Below are 25,766 nucleotides of genomic sequence, written 5' to 3'. Positions count from 1 at the left end.
AATGGAATCGGGAGGCGCAAAATTGGAGAAATCTATTCAGAATATCTACTCATTAACTCCGCTTCAAGAAGGAATCCTTTATGAGCTGGAAATGAACAATACAGCAGAGAACCTTTACATTTCTCAAATGCGAATCAGGATAACGGGCGCTCTTGAAGTACATGCATTATTCCAGGCGTGGAGCCAAGTTGTAGAACGTCATGAAGCATTAAGAATGAAGGTCATCTCTAAAAATATCGAAAACAATGTTCAGGTTGTATTCAATGCAATGGATTATCAACCAGAAATAATCGATATGACAGAGTTGAGTAAACATGACCAATTAAATGAAATTCAAAGAGTGATATCCAAATCCCAGGAGATGGATGTGAATAACTCCAATTTGATGAAACTCCAGTTAGTGAAAATTGAAGAAAATCAGTATATCTTGATTTGGACTCATCACCATATAATTTTGGATGGCTGGAGTACCAGCATAGTCATCGATGAACTCTTCGTTATTTACAGCCGGATTGTAGGAAAAGTATCCAAACGGCTTATTGAAAAACCAAAGCAATATGGAGATTTTATCCGGTACATGAATAAAATCGATGCGGAAGATCTAAATCGTTTTTGGAAAGAACTAGCAAAGGATATTGAGCAGCCGACAATCACATTCCCCGCTCTGAAGCATGTGAAGGAAAACCAGCAGGAAAATGATCTATTTTGGGAGCTGGATAAAAAACAGAGTGAACTTTTAAGGGAATTTGCCGCCAAAAACCATGTAACGATGAATGTATTATTGCAGTTAATTTGGTCGATTGTCCTAAAGGAAATGTCCAATCAAAATCGAATAGTCTTTGGAATTGTAAGCTCTGGCAGGTCGAATAACTTATTCAAATCCGAAGAAATTGTTGGGCTGCTCATTAATACAATCCCGATGATAGCTGAAATGAACGATACAGATAGCATTACTGATTTACTGAAACGCTTCCAGGAAACATTAAACAATATGCTGGATTACTCTCAAATTTCTTTAGTGGATATCAAAAGGCATACGAAATTAAAGAAGGAAGATCCCATTTTCGAAACTTTATTTGTTTATGAAAATTATCCGGAAGCGAAGAACGATGGATTTGAAATTAACTGGGAAATTGAAGGCGGGAAAGAGACACATAGCTTTCCATTATCATTACAAGCCCAGGATAATAAAGATACGATTAAATGCAAATTATATTTTAATCGCTGCTTCCTAGAACATTCACTAGTAAATGATATCCAATCAGCCTTCATGCAGATTGCCCATCAAATTACAAAAGTACAGCAAATTGACGAAATATATGTCGATGTTGATTTTTCAAAACTAAAAAGTAATGTGAGTAAGAACCATCAAGCAATAAGTAACAATAAGATCGCATCCACATCCGTTAATCAAGAACTTAAAGAAATATGGCAAGAGTTTTTCTTGAACAGTGAGATTAATGAGGATTCTGATTTCTTTCAATTGGGCGGGCATTCGATAACAGCCATGAAATTGGTGTCCAAAATAAATAAAAGACTTGATGCGGATATGAAATTAGCCGATTTGTTTGAAAATCCTACATTGAAAATGCTAAGTCATAAGATCTTTCCGGAAGTGAATACGCCTCCGAAAGATGAAACGGAAGTAGTTTCATCTTTCGTGGAAAAGACATTTTTGGAAGTCTTATCAACAAGTCGAATCGATAAAAATGCCGATTTTTTTGAAGTGGGCGGACACTCGATTTTAGCCATGAAGTTATTGACGAAATTAAACAAAGAATATAATCAAATTCTAACCTTGAAAAATATTTTTCAAAATTCAACAATCGATTCGTTGACGGCCTTCATCATTAATGAAATGTCAGATCATGACATAGATCACAGTGAAGCACAACAAAAAGATCATGTTTTATCCAGTAACCAAGAGGCTTTGTGGTTCAACGAAAAACTTAATGGTAAGACAACCAATTATAATATCCCTCAGAAATATAAAATTACTGGTGCAGTGGATACTTCGATTCTGGAGAAATCAGTCAATCATGTCGTTAATAGACATGAAATTTTAAGGACCACCGTCCGTGAAAATGCCGGGAAAGGCTATCAGGAAATCAAGGAAGATTTGTACATTAAAATAGATGAAATCGACCTCTCTGCATTAAAGCCCGAACAGCAATCGACTCGCATGCTGCAAATCGAAGAAGATGTCCAGTCGGAAATCTTTGAAATTGAAAAAGGTCCTCTCATGACAGTGAAACTGGTTAAATTGAGCGACAAAGAGTCTGTTTTATTTGTGAATCTCCACCATTTCATTTTTGACGGATGGTCAGTGAGTATATTTTTAGACGAATGGTTATCTTTTTATGACAGTGAAGTGAATGAAAAGGAACTTATCCTTGAAAACGACTTTAAACAATATAAGGATTTTGCCTTTGAGCAGAAAAGCTGGTTAGAACATAACATTAAAGAAGAATCGCTATTTTGGAAAACAAACCTAACTGGGGAAATTCCTAAATTGGAGCTTCCTTTAGATACGATACGTACAAAAGAAAACCGCACCGATGGCAGTAGTTTCATGGTGGAACTAACTAGTGAAGAGCTCCATGGTTTAAAACGGATGTCCCTTGAACAAAACTCGACATTATTCATGACGCTGCTAACGATGTATCAGTCTTTTCTAGCAAAATATACAGGTCAAAACGATATCATCGTTGGAAGTCCTTTGGCGAATAGAATGATAGAAGGAACAGAAAAATCGATAGGTTATTTTGTCAATACACTGCCCTTTAGATTAAAGCTGGGACTTGAGGAAACATTCGAAGAGATTCTTGAAAGAAATACAAACCATATCATCGACATCTATGATCATCAGCAAATGACATTGGAGAAAATTGTTGAAGTCATTAACCCTGAAAGAAATTTAGCGAACACTTCATTATTTCAAACCGTCTTCATTTTACAAAATAATGCCAAAGCTTCATTTGAAAGTGAATACATAAAGATAACGCCTGAAGTATTGAAATCAAAGGCAGCAAAGTTCGATTTGAGTTTAGCTGCAGAGGAATACGAGGATAAGCTTTTATTCGCTTTTGAGTATAATTCAGGGATCTTCGATGAACAAACGATTCAAACACTAGCTGAAAATTTCTTAGAGTGGATTAGGAAAATTACCTATCAGCCTGAACGATCGATTGACAAGGTATCTGTCGTGAGTATGCGGCAGGAAAAAGTATTATTGGAAGAATGGCAGGGAGAAACCATTCGTTTTGAGGGGATCAATGACACAATCCCAGAAGCCTTCCATAAAATTGTTGAGCGGTTTCCTGATAAGGTAGCCATTGTTGATGGTCCGAGAACCATTACATATCGCGAATTGAATGATAAGAGCAATCGACTCTCACACTATTTACTAAGCAAAGGGATTTCTAAAGAAGAAAGAATCGGAATTTATATGAATCGATCAATTGATATGGTGACAGGGATGTTGGCAGTAATTAAAGCTGGTGCTGCGTATGTTCCATTGGATCCTCATTATCCTGATGAACGATTAAGCTACATGGTGGAAGATTCGTCCATTTCCTATTGCCTGAGTCACAAAGAACTCGGAAAGAATGGTTTGATTGACCCATCCAAAATAATATATTTTGAAGATATTGAAAAAGAATCGGATTTGTTAATGGAAACGAATCTTCACATTGCGAATCAGAGTGACTTAGCTTATGTCATTTATACCTCGGGAACGACAGGCAGGCCAAAAGGAGTCATGTTGGAACATAGTGGAATCATTAACTTAGTTTATAACCAAAATGAAATGATGTGTTTGGACACATCAGCTAAAGTGCTGCAATTCGCCACGTTTAATTTTGATTCATCCGTCATAGAGATTTTCAGCACACTATTATTCGGTGCCGAGCTGCATATAAGTGTAGATAAAGAAAATCAATTTGACATGAGTAAACTTGTTGAACAAATTAAGCGTGAAGGAATTTCTCATATCATTTTACCCCCTGCTGTGTTGAAAGAACTCCCAATCATTGAATTGAGCACGATTAAAGTATTGGGATCAGCAGGTTCAGAATGTCCAGTTGAGCTCGTTTCAAAGTTTAAACATATAGCGTTTTTCAATGGCTACGGGCCTACGGAATATTCGGTATGTACAAGTTTTAAAATGTTTCCCCCGAATGAGGATGTTACAGATGAACTCGTCGTATCGATCGGGAAGCCTTTGACCAACACGGTTGTACTTGTGTTGGATGAAAACCGGAAACTAGTGCCGGCAGGGTCAGTTGGTGAACTTTACGTGGGAGGAATTGGGTTAGCAAGGGGATATTTGAATAATGAGAGCCTGACAAATGAAAGATTCGTAACCAATCCATTCAACCCTGCCGAAAAAGTATACAGAACTGGGGATTTAGTTAAGCATAACAAAGCTGGGGAATTAGTATATGTAGGCAGGGCAGACGATCAAGTGAAAATAAGGGGTTACCGTGTTGAACTATCGGAGATTAATGTTTCATTACGAAAAATAGCAGAAATCAAGGATAGTTATGTAACGGTGATGGAAGATGGATTTGAGCATAAAAGGCTAATTGCTTATTATACGGTGAATGATGAGGTTTCGATGGATTCAATCAGAAGAAGATTGAAAGAAACACTGCCTGATTTCATGATTCCTGCTCATTTTATGCAACTGGATAAATTTCCTTTGACGCCAAATGGAAAAGTCGATCGGAAATCCCTGCCGAAATGGACGGAACAGTTTGATGAGAGGCAGGAAAAAGTGCTGGATGTGCAAGAATTGTCCAAAACTGAAACAGAGCTTCTGACAATCTGGAGAAATGTTTTAAACGATCCGACTATAGGACCGGAAGATAACTTTTTCGAATGTGGCGGTGATTCAATTATCAGTATTCAAATATGCTCTGCCGCAAAAGAAAAGGATTTATTTATAACTCCTAAAGATTTATTTGAATGCCAAACGGTCCGTGAGCTTGGGAATGTTGTAAATGAGCTGGAGCAAAAACAAGTGGTTCAAGAAACAGTATCAGGTTATGTACCGTTGACGCCAATTCAATCATGGTTTTTTAATGAAAACCATGAGAATATCCATCATTGGAATCAGTCAGTCGTTTTGATGAAGGATAATACGTTGACGTCTGAACACTATAAAAAAATCATCATGAAATTAATTGATCAGCACGATGTTTTAAGGACATTATTTGAAAAACATGGTGATTCATATATCGGCAATATTTCAAATGCTGATACGGTATGCGGTTTTCATGAGTACCATGTTTCAAGTTTTAAAGATGAAAAAAGCTTGAAGGTAATTAATGAGCTAGAAGAAAACGCCCAACAAAGCTTGAATCTACACAATGGCCCCTTGATGAAGTTCCTTCTATTCAGGGATCAAAGGGAGGTAAGGGTTTTTTGGGTGATTCATCACCTTGTGGTTGATGGTGTTTCGTGGAGGATACTTCTTGAACATTTCGAAAGATGCTATCAACAGATGAAGAATGAACAAGAACCATCACTGCCTCTAAAAACGACTTCTTATAAACAATGGTCCGAAAAACTAAATGAATACAAGAACACTGACCTACCGGAAGAGGCCGTTCAATATTGGGAAAAGGAAATGAATGTTCCAGTTTCTCCGCTGACGGAAGACTTAGGAGAAACATGTGATTTTGAAAACATGTATAAAATAGAAGTGGATGAGGCCCAAACACAAAACCTCATTAAAAACACTTTAAGAAAACATAAAACGACGATTGATGAAGTTTTATTATCCGTTATCGCACATGCGCTTTCCAATCGAATGGGAATCGATGAATTTTGGCTCGATTTAGAAGGACATGGAAGAGAGGATATTGAGGATGATATTGATTTATCAAGGACGGTAGGGTGGTTCACCTCGATCTATCCAGTAAGGATTAAAGGAATGGCGACTTTGGGCTCAACCTTGAGAAATACAAAAAACATATTGAGAAAGGTGCCAAACAAAGGGTTTGACTTTGGAATCCTAAAGTATATTTCCAATCGTAATCATAACTATCCAGATAGCCTTGTGAGTTACAACTATCTAGGCCAGTTTAATAACACGGGTGATATGGCACAAACCAATAGCAGCAATATCGATTCGAACTATAAATTCCCATATAAACTCAATTTTGTCGCCAGCATCGTAAACAATAGACTCATGCTGAATATTATTGGTGATAGTAATAATGAGAACTTCCGAATGATATGTAAAGAAGTTGAAGTACACGTAAACAAAATTTTAAGTGGAAGTGCAGATTTGAATGACTCCATTGTCGAAACAGATTTTGAAGCTGAGAAAATAGTCGATGGAAGCACGATCACCCATTTCATTAATAAGTTTAATAATATTGAAGAGATTTACCCAGTGACATCACTTCAAGAAGGAATGTTATTCCATAGCGAAGTAACCCAAAGTCCTGAATATATTTCACAGCTATCCATTGATTTAGTAGGTGATCTGGACTTGGCTAAATTAGAAGAAGCCTGGAATGAAACCTGTAGAAAATACGATGTCCTAAGATCCGTTTTCAGGCGCAATCAATTGGGAGACCGTTATCAAATCATACTTAATGACATTTATTATGTGTTTAATCATGTGGATCTAACGATATTTAGTGAAGACGAGTCAGGATCCAAGATAGACAACCTTTTAGAGCATAGCAAAAACAGACAAATGGATTTAGAGAATGGTCCGCTCATGAACATCACTTTGGTCCAGCTATCGGATCATCGCTATAAATTCATATGGACACATCATCATGCTTTAATAGACGGCTGGAGCCTGCAAATTGTCATTAATCATTTTTTGGATAGTTACCGAAACACATCCAATACGACAAAAGACAGTGATGAACATAAGAATGCTTATAAACAAGTCATGAATCATGTCAGGAATATTAATAAACAGGAAGAAGCAGCTTTTTGGAATAAAGAATTGAGGGATTTCGAACAAGTAAAAGCACTAGTGAGTAATAAAGCGGATAAGGTAGCTTTTACATCGGATAAAGTTATTGAATATAGCGTACCTGAAGAGCTTACCGAAAGATTAATAGAATTATCCAAGCGACATAGAAAGACCATTAATACCGTTGTTCAAGGAGTTTGGAGCATCGTACTATCCTACCTAAGTGAAAGCGGCTCGGTATGCTATGGGGTGACAAGCTCAGGAAGGAACCTAAGCATTCCGCATATTGAATCAGCTGTAGGCTTATTGATCAATACTCTGCCATTCTCTTTGAAAATCGATTGGGATGATGATTTGCAATCCTATCTAACTGCTATTCAAAACAAGCAATTACAAATGAGAGAGTATGAGTTCAGTTCACTTACGGATATAAAGAAATACGCTGAAATTCCATGGGATAAGGAATTATTCCAACATATATTTGTATTTGAAAATTATCCAAGCACAGAACTGGCAGAGGATTCGCAAATCATGATTGAAGATTCAGTTGGAAGTGAATCGACCAATTTTGATCTTACGTTCTCTGCAGCTGTAGTGCAATCCAAGCTGCATTATAAAATCATTTATAAAGAAAGTAAATTCGATGAAATTGAAATTTTACGTTTTATGGATTCCATGCAGGAAATATTCTTGAAACTAACAGAAGATGAAACACTACTATCTATTGGTAAATTAATAAATCACTTGAAAGTTGGGGCCCGATGATAAGTAAATCGATGACGACGAATAAATTGATGTCAATAACTGAAGCTTTTATAAAAGTTGCGGAAGATAATCAGGCGAAAGCGGCACTTTGTGAAAATGGCAGGCAAATTACTTATAAAGAATTAGATATTCTTTCAGATAATCTGGCTAAAAGGATCATTGATTTGGGGATTCAAGAAGAAACAATGATCGGGATTCCAAGCAAAAGGTCCATTGAACTGATCATCGGGATGCTTGCCATAATAAAGTCAGGCTGTTGCTATGTTCCGATTGACGAAAAGTACCCATTAAAAAGATTGGAATATATGCTTGCGGATACGGATATGAAGTTCTTTGTATCGTTCAATGGCCAAGAAGGGAAGCTCCGTGAATTGGATATTGAGCCAATTCCATTTGAGATTAATGAACTAAGCAAGGAAGGACACATTCCCGTTAACCGTTCTTCGGAGAATGGTCTCGCATATGTTATCTATACATCAGGAACGACTGGAAAGCCAAAAGGGGTAATGATAGAGCATAAGAGTGTAGTCAATTTAGTATTGAACTCCGAAACACTTGAAATAAACGAAAATAATAGAGTGGCTCAATTTTCCAACCCATGCTTTGACGCCGCAACTTTTGAGATATGGGGAGCTTTATTGAATGGCGCAACTTTATTCTTGATGTCGAATGAGTTCACTTCTTTTGATGATTGGAAAGAAGCGATATCCGTTGGAAAGGTGGATGTAGCTTTTTTTACGACAGGCCTTTTTAATGCAATGGTTGATGAGGATCCATTAATTTTTGAAGGATTAAAGAAAATTGTGGTTGGCGGAGATAAAATTTCGGTTTCCCATGTGAAAAGATTGAAGCAAACAATCGGTCATTTTTCCTTGATTAATGGGTATGGACCAACTGAATGCACGACTTTTGCCATTTGCCATGAGGTCGAAGACAAAGATGTAGATGTTATTCCTATTGGAAAGCCGTTGAGCAATGTAGAAATCAAGATTCTATCTGAAGAACAAGTAGAGGTAGCGGATGGGGAAGTAGGCGAAATCTACATTGGCGGGCAAGGGGTCATGAGAGGTTATTTAAATCAGCCGCAATTAACGGAACAAGCTTTGATCATGGATGATTTGAATCAGGCGAAGTGGTACAAAACAGGTGATCATGGAGTCCGGTTACACAATGGTGAAATCCTGTACAAAGGCCGAAAAGACAGTCAAGTGAAAATTCGCGGCTTTAGAATAGAACTGAATGAAATTCAGGAAAAGCTTGATAAATACATGAAGATTGAAAGTTCAGTAGTTGCTGTTAAAAACATCAATGGTGAGAATTATGTTATCGCTTATTACAAGCATAAAGATGAAAAAGCGGTTAACGCTGAAAAGGATATTAAAGACTATCTGAGCAATGAATTGCCGAATTATATGATTCCCCATTTTTTTGTCAGAGTGGATGATTTCCCGCTTAATGCCAACGGTAAAGTGGATAAAGATAAATTACAGGAAATGGATATCATGCAAAATAAAATTTCCTTAGCCAATCAAGAAACTGGAAAGAAAAAAGAAGTATTGGAGATTTGGAGAAATGTATTAGGAAATCCAAGTCTAGGATTGGACGACAACTTCTTTGAAAATGGAGGCCATTCCATTTTAGCTACAAAACTGGTCTATGTAATGAAGGAAACCGTACTTCCTGAGGCCACTTTACAAGTATTATTGGAAAATAACACAGTCAATAAGTTTGTTGAGGCACTTGAAGTCGATTCAGCTGGCAGCATGGAAGCAGTGATGGAAAAGGATTCCATGCTCGCTCCAGCGTTAATGAAGAAAATAAGGGAAATATCCACTAAACCAGTTGAGATTGAAAAAAATATGATGATTACAGGTGGAACAGGGTTTTTAGGGGCACATCTATTACATAAATTGTTACTGGAATTGGAAGATGTCAAAATCTATTGTTTGGTTAGATTTCCTTCAAGAAATAGATTGAAAGATACCTTAATGAAATATGGTCTTTGGCAGGATGATTTCGTAAGTAGAATCGTTGTAATTGAAGGGGATCTTAGTAAGCATCAATTTGGTTTGGATGATATGACATATGAGAAATTAAGCAATGATGTTTCTCATGTCTATCATGTCGGTGCCGAAACGAACTTCTTCGAGCCATATAGCAAATCAAAGATTTCGAATGTGGATGGTGTAGTGGAGATGATTAAGTTTGCTTCATCATACACTCGGAAAAACATTTATTATGCCTCAACGCTTTCTGTCTTGACCGGCGAAAGGAAATGGGACGAGGAAGATGAATTGGTTTACTCCCCCGATTTAATGATCGGGTACAGCCAGTCCAAATGGGTTGCCGAGAAATTGCTTCTTCAAGCAAGGGAACATGGACTGACCATCGATATTTTCCGATTAGGCAGGATTTCATCTAATTCAAACGGGGTTTGGAACGAGAAAGATATGTTGTACAAGGTTTTTGAATCATTTATTGAACAAAGGATACTGCCATTTAAAGAGGAAATTCATTTTGAATTGATGCCAGTCGACTTTGTAAGTGAGTTCATTTACAAAATATCAAGATTGAATGCGGATCAAAAGCTCGGGATCTATCATATGTTCAATGATCAGAGGGTTTCAAGTGAATTCGTGACCTCCTTCTTCAAAAAAAATGAAATACCTTACTCCAACATGGATTTGGAAGAATGGTTACAATCATTAAAAGAAAAGACCCAATCTAACGAGATTCATTCATTAAGTGCTTTGTCCCAGTTAATTGATGAATCAACAAAATTAAAAGAGTCGGAAATCCTGCAATCCAAAACCAAGAAGGAAATGGAATTGCTATCAATGAAAATGCCGGAAATCGATTCAGGGTATGTTGAAAGCTTCATGAAGTTCATGCTGAAATAATCGATCATGGAGAGGGGGATGGAAGGGCTGAAGAAGACAATTTTTTGTTTCCCTTATGCAGGGGGAAGTGCATCTTTTTATAGGGAATGGAAATTTGATGATGATGTGATAGAGGTAGTCCCGCTGGAATACCCAGGACATGGCAGTAAATATAGTGAACCATTGTGTGACCATATGGCGGATTTGACGGATATATTAATGAAAGAAATGGAAACGAAGCATCAAATGGATACACTGGGAAGCATATCTTTGTTTGGACATAGCATGGGTGCGATCGTAGCCTATGAAATTGCGGCAAAATTAGAAGAGAGATATGCTAAAAAAGTAGAGCATATATTCATTTCAAGTAAATCGTCTCCAAATTATAAAGTAGATCAAATCGATTGCTCTAATGCAAAACGTTTAAAGCAATCGCTTGAAAAAATCGGAGGAACGAACAAGGAACTCCTGGAAACCGAAGATTTCATGAATATATTCCTTCCGATAATCCAGTCGGACTTGAATGTTTTAGCCAACTATCACCAGGAAAAAAAGCGCAATAAAAAGGTGGGAAATAAAGCCGTTTTGCTTTTGGGCTCGGATGATACCGTGACGAAGGAGAGTATCGAAAGCTGGAATGAATATATTGAACATATTGAAGGATTGCATATATTAAAGGGTGATCATTTCTATATAAAGCAAAACCAGTCTCTCGTTTTAAAAATCATTCAAGAGTATTTACTCAATAGTCGTTGTGAAGTTCTGATTTAAGGCTGCGGACTGTCTTTAATACAACTGAAATTTGTTCCGCCAATTAGTTTCGGAAGCCGAAATAATTTAATGTAAGTTTGGCAAAATCGGCTTGGATAACCATGAAACCCAATCTTCATCTAAAAAAAGGACTGATTTATTCAGTCCTTTGATACTGTAGATAAACTCAATGAAAATCGAGTATATCTACAGTTTTTTATTGGTTTTAGTATTTGGACGTTGATTGTAACGAAGGGCACTCGCTTTCCGCGGGCGTCCGGGATCCTCCTCTGCTTGCGCCAGCAGGGTCTCCTCTAGACGCGCTATTCCCGCAGGAGCCTCGCACCTTCCATTCCAATCACCTTAACTGTAGACAAATTAAAAAAGTTCCAATTGATTTCAGAAATCCACTCCAAGTAAACGTCTGTGGGGAATCGGCTAGCCAGTTATTCGGCAGGAGTGTCATATATATCTTCAATCACTTCATATAAAAAAGAAAAAAACATGAAGGATAACCAAGTCATTTTCAGGGTTCGGGGTGAGACTAACCGAACCTCCTTATAAATATGGGAATGGAAATAGAGAGGCCGTTCCGTGAGTAGAGTCGACAAACATCAATACAGACCGATTAAATGAGAAACATCGCGACTATCGTAGTAACTGCCAAACCAATGGTTACCGGAAGCAGGTTCCGGCGGGCAAGTTCAAAGGGACTGACGTTACATATTGCAGCGGAAGGTATCGATGCCCATGGAATCAGTGTACCCCCGCCAACGAAAGACATTTTATCATTTTTCTGAAACAATGATAATCTTACGTGCTTTACCAGTTCCTATTTTATATTCATCATTGGTATCAATAATTAACTGTGAAAACAAGGTAGTCATCATTTGTTTTCTTTCGAAATCATTAGCGTATTCCCATAGTGAATGAATATTTTCAGAAATATAAAGAATTTCATCAATTTTTACAGACTCAGTTTGTTTATACATCTTTAGTTCGGATAAAATTCTTTTTTCAATTTCTCGAAGGGAATCAGTTTTATGAATTAATTCATCTATATCAATTATATCTGCTTCAAACATTGCTTTTTGTTTTTTAAAAAGCTTTTGATTATTCTTTAGTTCAAATTCTAACTGTCCAACCTTTGCTTTCTTATTGAACCAGATAAGCCTCCACTTAATATAATAAATAAGCAACTATCTAGAGGTGGGGTATATGACTAACAATAATCAACCTTTTAAAGGTTATCGCCTCCTGGATCCATCCCATCCAAATATCAATGCTTGTGTTGAAAAGTTACAACCACCACAAGGTTGTGACTTTTTTCCTTTTAAATGCAACTGTCCAACAGGAGCCACCGGACCAACGGGAGCCACCGGACCAACAGGGGCAACAGGACCAACAGGAGCCACCGGACCAACGGGAGCCACTGGACTAACGGGAGCCACGGGAGAAACGGGAGCCACCGGACTAACGGGAGTGACTGGGCCGACTGGGGCAACCGGAGCAGCGGGACCAATAGGAGAAACAGGACCAACAGGAGAAACGGGAGCAACTGGAGCAACCGGACTAACGGGAGCCACCGGACCAACAGGGGCAACCGGAGCGACGGGAGCCACCGGACTAACGGGAGAAACGGGAGCCACCGGACTAACGGGAGTGACTGGGCCGACTGGGGCAACCGGAGCAGCGGGACCAACAGGGGCAATAGGACCAACAGGAGCGACGGGAGAAACGGGAGCCACCGGACTAACGGGAGCGACTGGGTCGACTGGGTCGACTGGGTCGACTGGGCCGACTGGGGCAACCGGAGCAGCAGGACCAACCGGAGGAACAGGACCAACCGGAACAACTGGAGCAACAGGAGCGACTGGAGCAACAGGACTAACGGGAGAAACGGGAGCCACCGGACCAACAGGAGCGACGGGAGCCATGGGAGAAACGGGAGCCACGGGAGAAACGGGAGCCACCGGACTAACGGGAGCGACTGGGCCGACTGGGGCAACCGGAGCGACGGGAGCCACGGGAGAAACGGGAGCCACGGGAGAAACGGGAGCGACTGGGCCGACTGGGCCGACTGGGGCAACCGGAGCAGCAGGACCAACCGGAGGAACAGGACCAACCGGAACAACGGGAGCAACAGGAGCGACTGGAGCAACGGGAGCAACAGGAGCGACTGGAGCAACAGGACTAACGGGAGCGACTGGAGCCACCGGAGGAACAGGACCCACCGGACTAACGGGAGAAACGGGAGCGACTGGGCCGACTGGGCCGACTGGGGCAACCGGAGCAGCAGGACCAACTGGAGGAACAGGACCAACTGGAACAACGGGAGCAACAGGAGCGACTGGAGCAACGGGAGCAACGGGAGCAACAGGAGCGACGGGAGCAACAGGACTAACGGGAGCGACGGGAGCCACCGGAGGAACAGGACCCACCGGACTAACCGGAGCGACTGGAGCCACCGGAGTAACGGGAGCCACCGGACTAACGGGAGCCACGGGAGAAACGGGAGCGACTGGGCCGACTGGGCCGACTGGGGCAACCGGAGCAGCAGGACCAACCGGAGGAACAGGACCAACTGGAACAACGGGAACAACGGGAGCAACAGGAGCGACTGGAGCAACAGGACTAACGGGAGCAACGGGAGCGACGGGAGCCACCGGAGGAACAGGACCAACTGGAACAACGGGAGCAACAGGAGCGACTGGAGCAACGGGAGCAACAGGAGCGACTGGAGGAACAGGACCAACCGAAGGAACAGGACCAACTGGAACAACGGGAGCAACAGGAGCGACTGGAGCAACGGGAGCAATAGGAGCGACTGGAGCAACAGGAGCGACTGGAGCAACAGGACTAACGGGAGCAACGGGAGCGACGGGAGCCACCGGAGGAACAGGACCCACCGGACTAACCGGAGCGACTGGAGCAACAGGACCAACTGGGCTGACAGGACCAACTGGAACAACGGGAGCAACAGGAGCGACGGGAGCAACGGGAGCAACGGGAACCACAGGACCAACAGGAGCAACGGGAGCGACGGGAGCCACCGGAGTAACGGGAGCGACTGGGCCGACTGGGGCAACGGGAGCAACGGGAACCACAGGACCAACAGGACCAACGGGGGCAACAGGACTAACGGGAGCAACGGGAGCCACCGGAGTAACGGGAGCGACTGGGCCGACTGGGGCAACGGGACCAACAGGAGCCACCGGACCAACGGGTACATCCGGAATATCAACGTTTGGATATGTTTATAACCAATCCGTACAGAATGTACCAGTAAATTCAGATGTAACGTTTGATACAAACGGACCACTTGTTGGCATTACCCATACACCTGGAACAGCGCAAATTATTCTTCCGACAACAGGTAATTATTCTGTCCTTTTTGGGGTTACGACTGTACCTGGTACTGGTAAACAATTTGCTTTATTCCTTAATAGTGTACTGGTTCCGGGTTCGATATACGGTACCTCTAATACTCCCCAATTGAATGGAAGAGTAATTGTTACCGTAACTACCGCTCCAGCGACGCTCACTCTAAGAAACTTCACATCCCAAACTGGTACCGTTACTTTAAATTCACCAGAAGGGGGAACAGAACCAACTGTTGACGCTTCGGTGCACATTATGAAATTAAATTAAGATAAATAAGCGGCCTATTATACGTTGGCCGCTTTCTTGTTTCAAACCAGAAAACACTATATCCAAGTGCAAGTGCAATAGCAACATTAATTCCACTAATTAAGAAAGAAGTTCTTACAGCGATATTACCATCCGGATCTACATTCATAACGGGATTATTATTCCCATACGTATACCCATTCTGTGATAAAGGGTCATCTTCTTCTCCTGGATGTGGGTCTAATGCTAAGAATGCTCCGTTTTCTGGATTATAGTACTGAGCTTGTAGATAATAATTTTTTGTTTCCTCATCATAGTAATAGCCAGCGCATCGTACAGGATTATCTTTTGCGATGTTCCCTTCAACTGCTAAAACATTACCATAAGAATCATACTCGTAAGAACCAACTTCTTCATCATCTGCATTACGAATTCCACTAGAGTGGGGATATTATGATAATATTTGATGATCGAAACCATTTACGTGCAGGTTATTAGTTGCTAGTTGAGTAAGGCTTTTCGTTTTCTTTTGTATTGTTCTTTTTCATCACAATCGATACAAAACAGAATAAAGCTATTAATAATAAGATGGTTGGAAAAGTAAAAAAGATTCCATTATATTTTATGGAGTGATCGACTTTTAAACCATATAAATAAATAATCAGATAAAAGAAACAGACAATGATATAGTACCAGTTAATAATTTCATTATAATATTCCTTTTACATGAATTAGTATATTACAAAAAATACTCATGAAAAAAATGAATATTCTGAAAAAAATGGAGGGATGGATAGTAATTGTTAAAATTAGAAAAAGAGCTTTTACTGGTACAACTGCACTGTTCCAAGAACCTTCACTGCTTTTAGGTGAAATAGTAGCTTGATGATCTGATGTCCATCTTTTTTTCAAAAAGTCACTAAATCTCTCGAAAATCAAAACTTTATTCATATTATTTTCCTGATGAATAATTATTTGTGAATAATTTACTTTTATATTGCTATAATGAATTTATTTATAAAGTTACAAAGTACTAAAAGGAATACTTTGAGAACTGGAACAATTGAAAGTTGTTTTTTAGTTCACCGTGTATCATAAATCGTTTTGGGTTTCTTATGTTTTCATCATAATAAAAGGCTCTTTTCGTAAAGATTGTTGTTTTTAGTACGAAACTATTTAACGTTGATTGGAGCGCATGTGCGAGACTCCTGCGGGAGCAGCGGGACAGCAGGCGTTTACGCCGAGAAGGATCACCGCCCGCCCCGCGGAAAGCTAGCATCTGGAGGGGAAATCAACCACACCGCTTTACTTGGTAAATAGCAATAAATTATGCGAAAACAGCCTAATGAAAAAAGCGCTGATATGCTCTTCAGCGCTTTTAACATGCGTCCATTCTCGAACGAAGAGGTTGAGGTTCGTAAATAGCCTTTTTAAGTAAGATTATGCCTCTTAATTTAGGACAAAGTAAATAAAATCTCGTTTTCTGTTATATAAGAACATTCATTGGCTCTTGACTGCCTATGGTTTACATAACCCAATGAACAAGGTTCCAATCAATAAGCAGCCACGGCCCGCAACCGCAAAAACGAAGCTGGAATAAAATATATTGCGTCTGTAAACGTTCATTTATCTCCTCATAAGTGAAAAGTTATAAATCTTAATTTTTAACATATATTTCAGAAAACAAATAAAAACCAACATAAAAAAACCTTAAAGCCAATTAAATAAAAAAAAATATAGAAAAAATATTCCAAATTGTCAGAAAATGTGATATGTTATTTTACACATTAGAAAACGCTTTCATCTTTGGAATTTAAAAAAAAGGGGGGTTTTTATGTCGGTAATAGTTCACTCGAAAAAGGTCAAAAGGAAAGCCTTGGTTGCAAGTTTGATTGGTAGTTCAATAGAATATTATGATTATTTGTTGTATGGTACTGTGGCTTCATTAGTTTTCAACAAACTTTTCTTCCCGAATTTTAGTCCAGCGGTAGGTTTACTGATTGCATTGGCATCTTTTGGGATACCTTACTTCTTTCGTCCGCTTGGAGGTATTATTTTTAGCCACATTGGAGACAAAATTGGGAGAAAAAAGTCATTAATATATACCCTTGGAATCATGGGTGTGAGTACAGCCCTCATTGGTTTATTACCTGGTTACCAATCCATTGGGGTTTGGGCACCAGTTTTGCTTGTCACTTTAAGGTTGATTCAAGGAATCGCTGTGGGAGGTGAATGGGGAGGAGCAGTCCTTCTGGCAGTAGAATATACAGAGAAAGAAAAACGTGGTTTTGCAGGAAGTATCCCGATGATGGGAGCAGCTGTAGGAATGATCCTTGCCACCGCTACCATATCTCTGGTGAGCTTGTTGCCAGATGCCGCTTTTCTTTCGTGGGGGTGGCGTATACCATTCGTTGGAAGCTTGGCGCTAGTCTTCATCGGTTTATGGATACGGAATGGTTTAGAGGAAACCCCAGATTTTCAAAAGGCAAAAGATGAAGGCAAAGTGTCTAAACTTCCGATTGCTGATACACTAAAATACCATTGGAAAGAAGTACTTTTGATTACAGGTGCAAAAGCCATTGAGACCGCTCCTTTCTATATGTTTGCGACTTTTGGGGTCTCATACGCTACTAATACATTAAAGATGCCGGAAAGTCCGGTATTAAATGCCGTGACGATCGGGACACTAGTTTCTCTCTTTATGATTCCTCTTATTGGTAAATTATCTGACCGAATTGGAAGGAAAAGTATTTTTGTAGGTGGGACGTTAGGGGTAATTATCTTCTCAATACCATACTTCCTTTTACTCTCCAAGAAATCAGTACTTTTGCTAACAGTTGCGGTAATGATCGGATATGCTCTTTGGTCTATCATTACTTCCGTTATGGGCACGTTATTCTCTGAAATGTTTAAAGCAGAGATCCGTTATACAGGAATTTCTGTAGGCTATCAATTAGGTGCCGCCCTTTTCGGAGGTACAGCACCATTAATTGCTACTTGGCTTATTGCAAAGTTTAATGGTTCGTGGCTTCCTGCTGCAATCTACCTCATGTTACTTGGTGTTTTATCACTAATTTGTGTAGTCTTACTGAAAACGATGAGCGAACGTGAAAATAGTGCATCCACAAAAAATCAACCTTATTTAGCGGACAAAATAATTAAGAATTGAAGTATGTCTGTTTTTTGTATATGTTAATTGATTATTTATAGATCCAAACAAATAGGAAATTAATAAAAGTAAAAAAAACTTTAAAAAGGTGGAATTAAAATGAATGTTAATGATATTACAAACAATCCTTATTTATTACTGACCCCTGGTCCATTAACTACAACTGAAACGGTAAAATTAGCAATGATGAAGGATTGGTGTACTTGGGATGATGACTATAATAATATTGTTCAAGATATCAGGAAGACGATTGTACAACTAGCAACTAATACAAAGGATAAGTACTCAGCTGTTTTGATGCAGGGAAGTGGGACTTTTAGTGTGGAATCTGTAATTGGAACCGTGATTCCAAAAAGCGGGAAATTACTGGTGCTAGCCAACGGGGCATATGGAAATAGGATAGCAAAAATATCGGGTATCCTTGGAATTAATACGGTTGTATTAGATAGTGGGGAGGTTAATCATCCAGACTTGAATGAGTTAAATAAAACTTTGGAGAATGATCAAGATATAACTCATGTTGCCATTGTTCATTGTGAAACTACAACCGGTATGCTAAACCCTATTGAAAAAGTAAGTGAAATTGTCAAAAAACATAACAAGATTTTTATTGTAGACGCGATGAGCAGCTTCGGTGGCATTGAAATGGATATAGATACATTGAACATTGATTTTCTTATTAGCAGTGCAAATAAGTGTATCGAGGGCGTACCTGGTTTTGGTTTTGCCATCGTCAAAATTGAAGAGTTTGCAAAATGCAAGTCAAACGCAAGGTCTCTATCACTGGATCTTTATGATCAATGGAAAACAATGGAAAACGATAATGGTAAGTGGCGATTCACTTCTCCAACCCATGTAGTTCGAGCATTTGCACAAGCATTAAAAGAATTAGCTGAAGAAGGTGGAATAAAGAGAAGAGCAGAAAGATATAGAAATAACCAAAGGATCCTTGTGGAAGGAATGAAAAAGCTTAATTTCAAACCGTTGCTTCCCGATGAATTACAATCACCATTTATTACGCCTTTCTATTATCCGCAAGATAAGGAATTTGAGTTTACTGAATTTTACAAAAAATTAAAAGAAAAGGGATTTGTGATCTATCCAGGAAAAGTCACCAATTTAAATACGTTTAGAATTGGTAACATCGGAAATGTACATCAAAGCGATATGGAAGCTTTATTACTTGCGATTGAGCAAAGCAGCTATTGGCAGAAACCTGCATTTAATAACTAAGTCTTTCCTTAGAATGCTTGTATCTTCCATCATTGTTTCTTATACTTTTTTTTATAGATTGGATTTCTTTTTAACGGATATTGGAAATCCCGGTTAGAATAGTAATTTAATCAAACTTATGAAACAATGATGGAAATACTAATTTTGGGGTGAAAGTCTTGTCATTAGCTGGAGAAGAAAGAAAGAGAAAAATTCTAGAATTATTAGAGGTTAGCGGAAAAGTTACGGTTAAGGATCTATCGGGCATATTAAAGGTTTCAACTGAAACCATTCGGAAATACTTAGATGAATTACATCAGGAAGAAAAGTTAAAAAAAGTCTATGGTGGGGCTATTGAAAATTCATTTTTTAATGGGGAGCCTTCCACTGATGAAAGAGAGGTCATACATTCTGATGAAAAAAGAAGAATCGGAGAAATAGCAGTTAATCTTATTAATGACAACGATGTAATAGCCATTGATGATGGGAGCACACCATTGCAATTGGCAAAAAATCTGCGGAAAAAGAAAAACTTGACTATTTATACCACTTCTATTAATTCCCTCTCTGTTCTCATTGATTTAAACCATCAAAATATTTTTTCAGGAAAAATTATCATGTTAGGTGGAGAGATCAACACTTCTCATCATAGAGTATCTGGGCCTTTCACATTGCAGATGCTGGATGGACTCTACATTGACAAGTTTTTTATATCGGCAGATGGTCTTTCTATAAAAAGTGGTATAACCAGCTATGACTTTTCAAAAGGTATGGTAGCAAAGAAACTAATCGCGCAATCAGAAAAGTCGATATTATTAATTGATCATTCCAAGGTAGGAAAACGCACCCATTATAAAATGGCGGATCTTCAAGATATAAGTATGGTGATATCCGACAGACAACATCCAAGTGATTGGGAAACACCACTGAGAGAAAACAATGTAAAATGGTTGGTTGCAGACACTACAATTGATGAAAAATAATAACAAAAAAACCTCTCAGTAATATAGGCAAATTTTTTGCCTATGAAGGGGGATCAGCAAATGGAGCATTTAGTTGTATTTTACGAAGAACATTTTTTGAAAAATATAGAAATTTATTTAAGGCTAGTAATCAGTGCACTGCTAGGAATGTTTATCGGCTGGGATAGGAGTGCAAAAAACAAACCAGCTGGATTAAAAACATTTACTTATGTTTCTGTATCTTGCACTTTAATCACTCTTGTTTCAATTTACAGTGTTGACGTTTTCAGTCATTCAAATATAAATGTTAGAATGGATCCTATGAGGCTTTCTGCACAAATTGTTTCTGGCCTGGGTTTTTTAGGGGCTGGTCTTATTTTAAAAGACGGACTTAGGGTACAAGGGTTAACATCTGCCGCTATGGTGTTTTTTGCTGGAGGTGTAGGTATTGGAATTGGTGCTGGATTTTATGGGCTTGTATGTGCGGCTGTTTTCATTACTTTCATTTTAACAAAAATTAGTAACAACATTGAACATCGACAAGCAAAATCACAAGAAAAGAAAGGAATGCAGCATAGAATACCAAGTCGTAAGGATGTACAAGAAGGATAGAGTAATAATGTTAAATAGTTATAAAAAATAGAAAGCCAGTTCTTGAGATTAGAGAACTTGGCTTTTTATTTATTTACCCTTTTATTTTGGTGTTCCACATAGCTGCTTGAAAAGATCTTTATCATTTAGAAATAAATAAAGGGGAAAACAAAGTAAAAATAAAATAAAAAAATAAAAACAAATAAAAACAAATAAAAAACAAGTAAAAACAGGACAAAACAATATCTATATGGTAAACTTTAAGTAACTCGTAATTGAGTGAATATTTCAAAAAAAGAGGGTGTTGCTATTGAAAGTGTTCTGTTTAGGCGGTGCTGGAAGAATCTGTAGAGAAGCTGTTCTTGATCTAGTCGAGTACTCCGAATTTGATGAAATTACAATTGGTGATTTCAATGAAGCATTAGGGAAAGAATTAGTTAACGAACTAAACGACCCTCGTGTGAACTTCGTGAAAGTAAATGTAATGAATCATGATGAAACAGTTGAGCAGATGAGGGGCTACGATATAGTAATGGATGGCACTACCATCACATTAAATGGTATTTCTACGGCATGTATTGCAGAAGCGGGATGTCATGGAATCAATCTAAATGGATTTGGTGCAGAAGATGAATTTTCGGAAATTTTCAAAATCAACAACAGAACTGCAGTTCCAGGCTTTGGGATGACGCCAGGTGTAACTCAAATGATGGCGATGCACGCTGCCAATCAATTGGAAGAAGTTGAATCTATTAGAGTAAGCCACGGGTCTTTTAGGCCTATCGCCTTCTCAAAATCAATTACAGAAACAACTACTTATGAGTACGATCCTGACCTTCCTGGAAGAATCGTTTTTGAAAAAGGTGAGTTTGTGCAAGTTGCTCCATTTGCAAGGCCCAGAAATATCAAACTGCCTGAGCCGTATGGTGAAACCGTTCAATATATTATTCCTCATTCTGAAACACGCACATTAGCTAAAGCGCTTTCATGTAAGGGCGTACAACTAATCGAAGTCAGGGGCACTTGGCCTAAACAAAATATGCAGTTCGTTCGTTCGCTATATGACTACGGAATCATTGCAAACCCAAAAGTGGTGGTGAATGAAAAAGAAATAGGGCTTATGGATATTATTGGTGATTACTTGCTTCAGTCAAAAGCAGGCCAAGAAACTGAATTATACGGGTATTCTCTCCATGTTGAAGTAGTCGGGATAAAAGATGGTGTTAAAAAGCGTCATGTTTTATACCATACTCACCCCTCTAGTGATGGATCCGTTAAGGGATGGGAAAAGCTAAGAGCTTATACTCGAAATGTAGGAATCCCAATGGCGATAGCTACTGAGATTATAGCTAAAGGCTTGGTGGAAAAAACAGGGGTGTTAATTCCAGAAGAAGCATTTGAACCGACAATGATTTTTGATGAACTAAAGAAAAGAGGCATTCATGTTCATGAACAAATTGAAGTTGTTGATGTGAGTGTAGAAGAAACTACCGTATAGAGCCAATTTTAATAAGATAGAAAAATAGAGATATAGGAACCACATCTTTTAATAAAAATGACAATAAAACTCCCATTCACTTAAATAGGAGAAATACCAATGATGTTGTCGAAGAAGGAGGTTGGCGTTTTGAATAATCATTCTCCCCAAATTGAGGCGGTTATTTTTGACTGGGCAGGAACAACTGTTGATTATGGTTGCTTTGCACCACTAGAAGTGTTCAAAGAGGTATTTAGAAAAAGAGGAATAGAAGTGTTAGATGAGGAAGCACGAGCACCAATGGGCCTCTTAAAGTGGGATCATATTCGGAAAATGTGCGATATGGACCGAATCGCAGAATTATGGAAAAGTAAGTATGGTAATCTGCCTGAAGATAAAGATGTCGATGCTCTATATGCAGATTTTGAACCTATGCTGTTTTCGATACTCCCTAACTATTGTACTCCAATACCAGGTGCTATTGAATTAGTTGAACGTCTAAGAAGAAAAGGGATAAAGATTGGTTCTACCACTGGATATACAGCTGAAATGATGGAAGTTGTTGCGGCAGGAGCGAAAAAAAGGGGTTACGCTCCAGATTTGCTAGTAACGCCGGATGATGTGCCTGCTGGTCGGCCGTTTCCGTGGATGATTTATCAAAATGCCATGAATTTAGGAGTCTATCCTATGAAGCATTTTATTAAAGTGGGAGATACAGTGAGTGATATTAAAGAAGGTATTAACTCGGGTTCTTGGAGTGTAGGCATATTAAGAGGCAGCAGTGAATTAGGGTTGAAGGAAGAAGAAGTGAATGCTCTAGATCCAGAAATTTTAGCGGAAAAACTGGAAGTAGTGGCGGAAAGATTTAAAGAAGCTGGTGCTCATTATGTTATTGATAGTATCGGGGACTTAGATCAATTAATTCCAAAAATTAATTTGCGCCTAGCTAATGGCGATTAAATAAATAAGGTTCGCTCCTTCTACAAAAGATAAAATATTCTTTCAACCAATATAAGGAGTATTCCTATAATCGGGATTCAAAGAGGCGGAGAGGTGAAAATGATTGGTGAAAAATGCCTACGCATTAGGTCTGGTCGAAACTATTGGCTTTCCCGCAATGATTGCTGCTGCAGATGCCGCTTCGAAGGCAGCTGATGTAAAAATCACTACCTATCAAGGGGCAGATGCAGGGATTGTTACTATTTATATAGTGGGTGATGTTTCTTCCGTACAATCGGCTGTTATTGTAGGAGAAGAAGCGGCTAGAAGAGTCGGAATATTCCGTTATTCACGTGTTTTGGCGCGACCGGATGATCATGTTATCAAAATGCTATTTCCAAAGCTTGAAGAAGAAAAAAAGGCTGTCAAAAGTGAAAAAGCAATCCAGCGAGTTGAACAGCCAGGTACCATAGCTAGTGGTGAAAAAGTCGATGAAAATGTAAAAGAACTTCATAAAAAGAGCACCCAAGAGTTAAGAAAGCTTGCCAATTCTCTAAGTGGCTTCCCTCTATCTCCCCAAGAAATTACAACTGCGAAAAAAGAGGAATTAATAAAATATATAAATGCACTTCAGAATGGGAAAGGTGGGGATAAATGATGATGTTGGATAAAGATCTTGAATCGATTCAAGAAGCAAGACAGCTTCTTGAACAAGCAAAGTTAGCACAGAAAAAAATGGAAAAAATGACTCAAGACCAAGTTGATCAAATTGTTCAGAGTATGGCTCAAGCCGCTACAAAGGAAGCTGGAAGGCTTGCAGCGATGGCTGTTGATGAAACGGGATATGGAAAGGTAGAGGATAAGCGGACAAAAAATCTATTTTCCGCAAGAGATATATTTGAATCAATGAAAGATAAAAAGACAGTAGGGATCATTTCCCGTAATGAAGAAAAACAAGTGTGGGAAGTAGCTGAACCGGTGGGCATAATAGCGGGGATTGTCCCGTCCACTAACCCTACCTCAACAGCCATCTTTAAAGCACTTATCTCATTAAAGTCCAGAAATGCCATCGTTTTTAGTCCACACCCGGCTGCTGCAAAATGTACAAATGAAACGGTGAGAATTTTGCAAGAGGCTGCAGTGGAAGCAAATGCACCAAAAGGAATCATTTCAAGCATTACAAATCCGACACTTCCTTCGGCACATGAGTTAATTAATCATAAGTTAACGGATCTTATTTTAGCTACTGGTGGTACAGAAATGGTTAAGGCTGCTTACAGTTCAGGTAAACCTGCATATGGGGTAGGACCTGGAAATGTTCCAGTTTTTATTCATTCCAGTGCAAATGTAGAAAAAGCCGTTAAACAAATCGTGCAAAGTAAAACATTTGATTATGGGACCATCTGTGCATCTGAACAAGCGATCATTGTAGAAAAAAGTATAAAAAGAAAAGTGAAAAAAGAGTTGGAAAATGAAGGGGCATATTTCCTGGATGATTATGAAAAGAAAAAAATAGAGGAAATCATCATGGTCAACGGGAGGTTAAATCCTGGAATAGTGGGCAAACCCCCACAAACATTGGCCAATATGGCAGGGATTTTCGTTTCAGATGGGGTTAAGGTATTGATTGCGGAAGAAACGAATATCGGAAAGTCTTATCCTTTTTCAGTAGAAAAGTTATCTCCAATTTTAGCTTATTATACTGTTGAGGATTGGCAGGAGGCCAGTCATGTTTGTAATGAATTGCTTAAAGTAGGCGGACTTGGGCATACGCTTGGGATTCATTCTGAAGACAAACAAATTATTGAAAAGATAGGGTTGGAACAAAGAGTATCTCGAGTTGTAGTCAATTCTGGGACAACATTTGGTGGAATTGGTGCTACGACAGGGATTACGCCATCCATGACACTTGGCTGTGGAACATATGGAAACAATGTATCGTCGGATAACATCGGTCCAGAGCATTTGTTGAATATAAAACGAATTGCTTTTGGAGTTCGTGAAATGTCCAATGAACAAGAATCAGACAATGTTCATGCTCGAAAAGAGGCAACAGGTAGTGAGAAAACAATTTCAAGATCGGAAGTTATGGATATCGTGAAAAGTGTCCTGCAAGAACTTAAAATATAACTTATAAATAGGGAGGCATAAACAATGAGTGTAGAAATGGGAGCATTAGGAATGATCGAAACAAAAGGGTTAGTAGGTGCAATAGAGGCCGCTGATGCCATGTCAAAAGCTGCAAATGTAAAACTAATTGGTAAAGTACATGCTGGTGGAGGCCTAGTAACAGTCATGGTGCGGGGGGATGTTGGAGCGGTTAAAGCATCTGTAGACGCAGGAGCCGCAGCGGCTGAAAATATAGGAGAATTGATTTCCGTTCATGTCATTCCACGTCCTCATTCAGATATTGAACTTATTCTTCCGAAGTTGGAAGGATAAACAATAA

16 protein-coding genes are annotated in these 25,766 nt (G+C 39.1%); 14 read left to right on the top strand and 2 right to left on the bottom strand.

Going from position 1 to position 25,766, the window contains the following annotated elements; translation table 11 throughout:
* The first annotated feature begins 22 nt into the window (after positions 1–22).
* The 4 genes from N0M92_RS19645 to N0M92_RS19630 all read left to right on the top strand — a co-directional run bounded on the left by N0M92_RS19645 (position 23) and on the right by N0M92_RS19630 (position 12,137).
* Entirely contained in the window at positions 23–7,708 is a 7,686-nt protein-coding gene (locus tag N0M92_RS19645) for a non-ribosomal peptide synthetase (RefSeq protein WP_260287420.1), read from the top strand.
* A complete protein-coding gene (locus N0M92_RS19640; protein ID WP_260287419.1) occupies positions 7,705–10,608 on the top strand; it encodes an amino acid adenylation domain-containing protein in 2,904 nt (967 codons plus the stop codon). The genes N0M92_RS19645 and N0M92_RS19640 overlap by 4 nt, the downstream gene beginning before the upstream one ends.
* 18 nt (positions 10,609–10,626) lie before the next feature.
* Complete coding sequence (locus tag N0M92_RS19635) at positions 10,627–11,358, top strand: thioesterase II family protein (protein ID WP_260287418.1); 732 nt, start codon at positions 10,627–10,629, stop codon at positions 11,356–11,358.
* A gap of 611 nt (positions 11,359–11,969) precedes the next feature.
* Positions 11,970–12,137 (top strand): hypothetical protein, encoded by a 168-nt coding sequence (locus tag N0M92_RS19630; RefSeq protein WP_260287453.1) that lies wholly within the window; start codon positions 11,970–11,972, stop codon positions 12,135–12,137.
* Here N0M92_RS19630 and N0M92_RS19625 read toward each other — a convergent pair.
* Complete coding sequence (locus N0M92_RS19625) at positions 12,126–12,536, bottom strand: hypothetical protein (RefSeq protein WP_260287417.1); 411 nt, start codon at positions 12,534–12,536, stop codon at positions 12,126–12,128. The two genes, N0M92_RS19630 and N0M92_RS19625, sit on opposite strands and share 12 nt — an antisense overlap.
* 19 nt (positions 12,537–12,555) lie before the next feature.
* Here N0M92_RS19625 and N0M92_RS19620 point away from each other — a divergent pair, with 19 nt between their 5' ends.
* Positions 12,556–14,988, top strand: coding sequence for a collagen-like protein (locus N0M92_RS19620; RefSeq protein ID WP_260287416.1), 2,433 nt, complete (start codon positions 12,556–12,558; stop codon positions 14,986–14,988).
* Here the strand turns inward: N0M92_RS19620 and N0M92_RS19615 are convergent.
* Positions 14,972–15,322, bottom strand: coding sequence for an RHS repeat-associated core domain-containing protein (locus tag N0M92_RS19615; RefSeq protein ID WP_397443885.1), 351 nt, complete (start codon positions 15,320–15,322; stop codon positions 14,972–14,974). The genes N0M92_RS19620 and N0M92_RS19615 overlap by 17 nt on opposite strands.
* A 1,479-nt stretch (positions 15,323–16,801) precedes the next feature.
* Between N0M92_RS19615 and N0M92_RS19610 the strand changes: the two genes are divergently transcribed.
* The 9 genes from N0M92_RS19610 to N0M92_RS19570 all read left to right on the top strand — a co-directional run bounded on the left by N0M92_RS19610 (position 16,802) and on the right by N0M92_RS19570 (position 25,759).
* On the top strand, positions 16,802–18,136 hold the full coding sequence (locus N0M92_RS19610; protein WP_260287415.1) for an MFS transporter: 1,335 nt from the start codon (positions 16,802–16,804) through the stop codon (positions 18,134–18,136).
* Positions 18,137–18,235: 99 nt separating this feature from the next.
* Positions 18,236–19,369, top strand: coding sequence for a 2-aminoethylphosphonate--pyruvate transaminase (gene phnW, locus N0M92_RS19605; protein WP_260287414.1), 1,134 nt, complete (start codon positions 18,236–18,238; stop codon positions 19,367–19,369).
* Between the two features lie 158 nt (positions 19,370–19,527).
* Positions 19,528–20,331 carry a DeoR/GlpR family DNA-binding transcription regulator gene (locus N0M92_RS19600; RefSeq protein ID WP_260287411.1) on the top strand — a complete coding sequence of 268 codons (804 nt, stop codon included), beginning with the start codon at positions 19,528–19,530 and terminating at the stop codon, positions 20,329–20,331.
* A 60-nt stretch (positions 20,332–20,391) separates the two neighbouring features.
* The gene (locus tag N0M92_RS19595) at positions 20,392–20,922 is read left to right on the top strand and encodes an MgtC/SapB family protein (protein ID WP_260287410.1); all 531 of its coding nucleotides are present in this window, start codon (positions 20,392–20,394) and stop codon (positions 20,920–20,922) included.
* Between the two features lie 289 nt (positions 20,923–21,211).
* Positions 21,212–22,399, top strand: coding sequence for a saccharopine dehydrogenase family protein (locus tag N0M92_RS19590; RefSeq protein ID WP_260287409.1), 1,188 nt, complete (start codon positions 21,212–21,214; stop codon positions 22,397–22,399).
* A 129-nt stretch (positions 22,400–22,528) separates the two neighbouring features.
* Positions 22,529–23,338 (top strand): phosphonoacetaldehyde hydrolase, encoded by an 810-nt coding sequence (gene phnX, locus N0M92_RS19585; RefSeq protein ID WP_260287408.1) that lies wholly within the window; start codon positions 22,529–22,531, stop codon positions 23,336–23,338.
* Between the two features lie 106 nt (positions 23,339–23,444).
* Entirely contained in the window at positions 23,445–23,975 is a 531-nt protein-coding gene (locus N0M92_RS19580) for a BMC domain-containing protein (RefSeq protein ID WP_260287407.1), read from the top strand.
* Positions 23,975–25,447: an acetaldehyde dehydrogenase (acetylating) gene (locus N0M92_RS19575; protein WP_260287449.1), complete on the top strand. Its 1,473-nt coding sequence runs from the start codon at positions 23,975–23,977 to the stop codon at positions 25,445–25,447. Before N0M92_RS19580 ends, N0M92_RS19575 begins: the two co-directional genes overlap by 1 nt.
* Before the next feature lie 24 nt (positions 25,448–25,471).
* Positions 25,472–25,759, top strand: coding sequence for a BMC domain-containing protein (locus N0M92_RS19570; RefSeq protein WP_260287405.1), 288 nt, complete (start codon positions 25,472–25,474; stop codon positions 25,757–25,759).
* The last annotated feature ends 7 nt before the right edge of the window (positions 25,760–25,766 follow it).

Origin of the sequence: Peribacillus aracenensis (assembly GCF_025175645.1) — a bacterium.
GTDB classification, from domain to species: domain Bacteria; phylum Bacillota; class Bacilli; order Bacillales; family DSM-1321; genus Peribacillus; species Peribacillus aracenensis.
The sequence above is the reverse complement of the archived record's forward strand: the minus strand, read 5'-3'. Positions and strand labels throughout refer to the sequence as shown.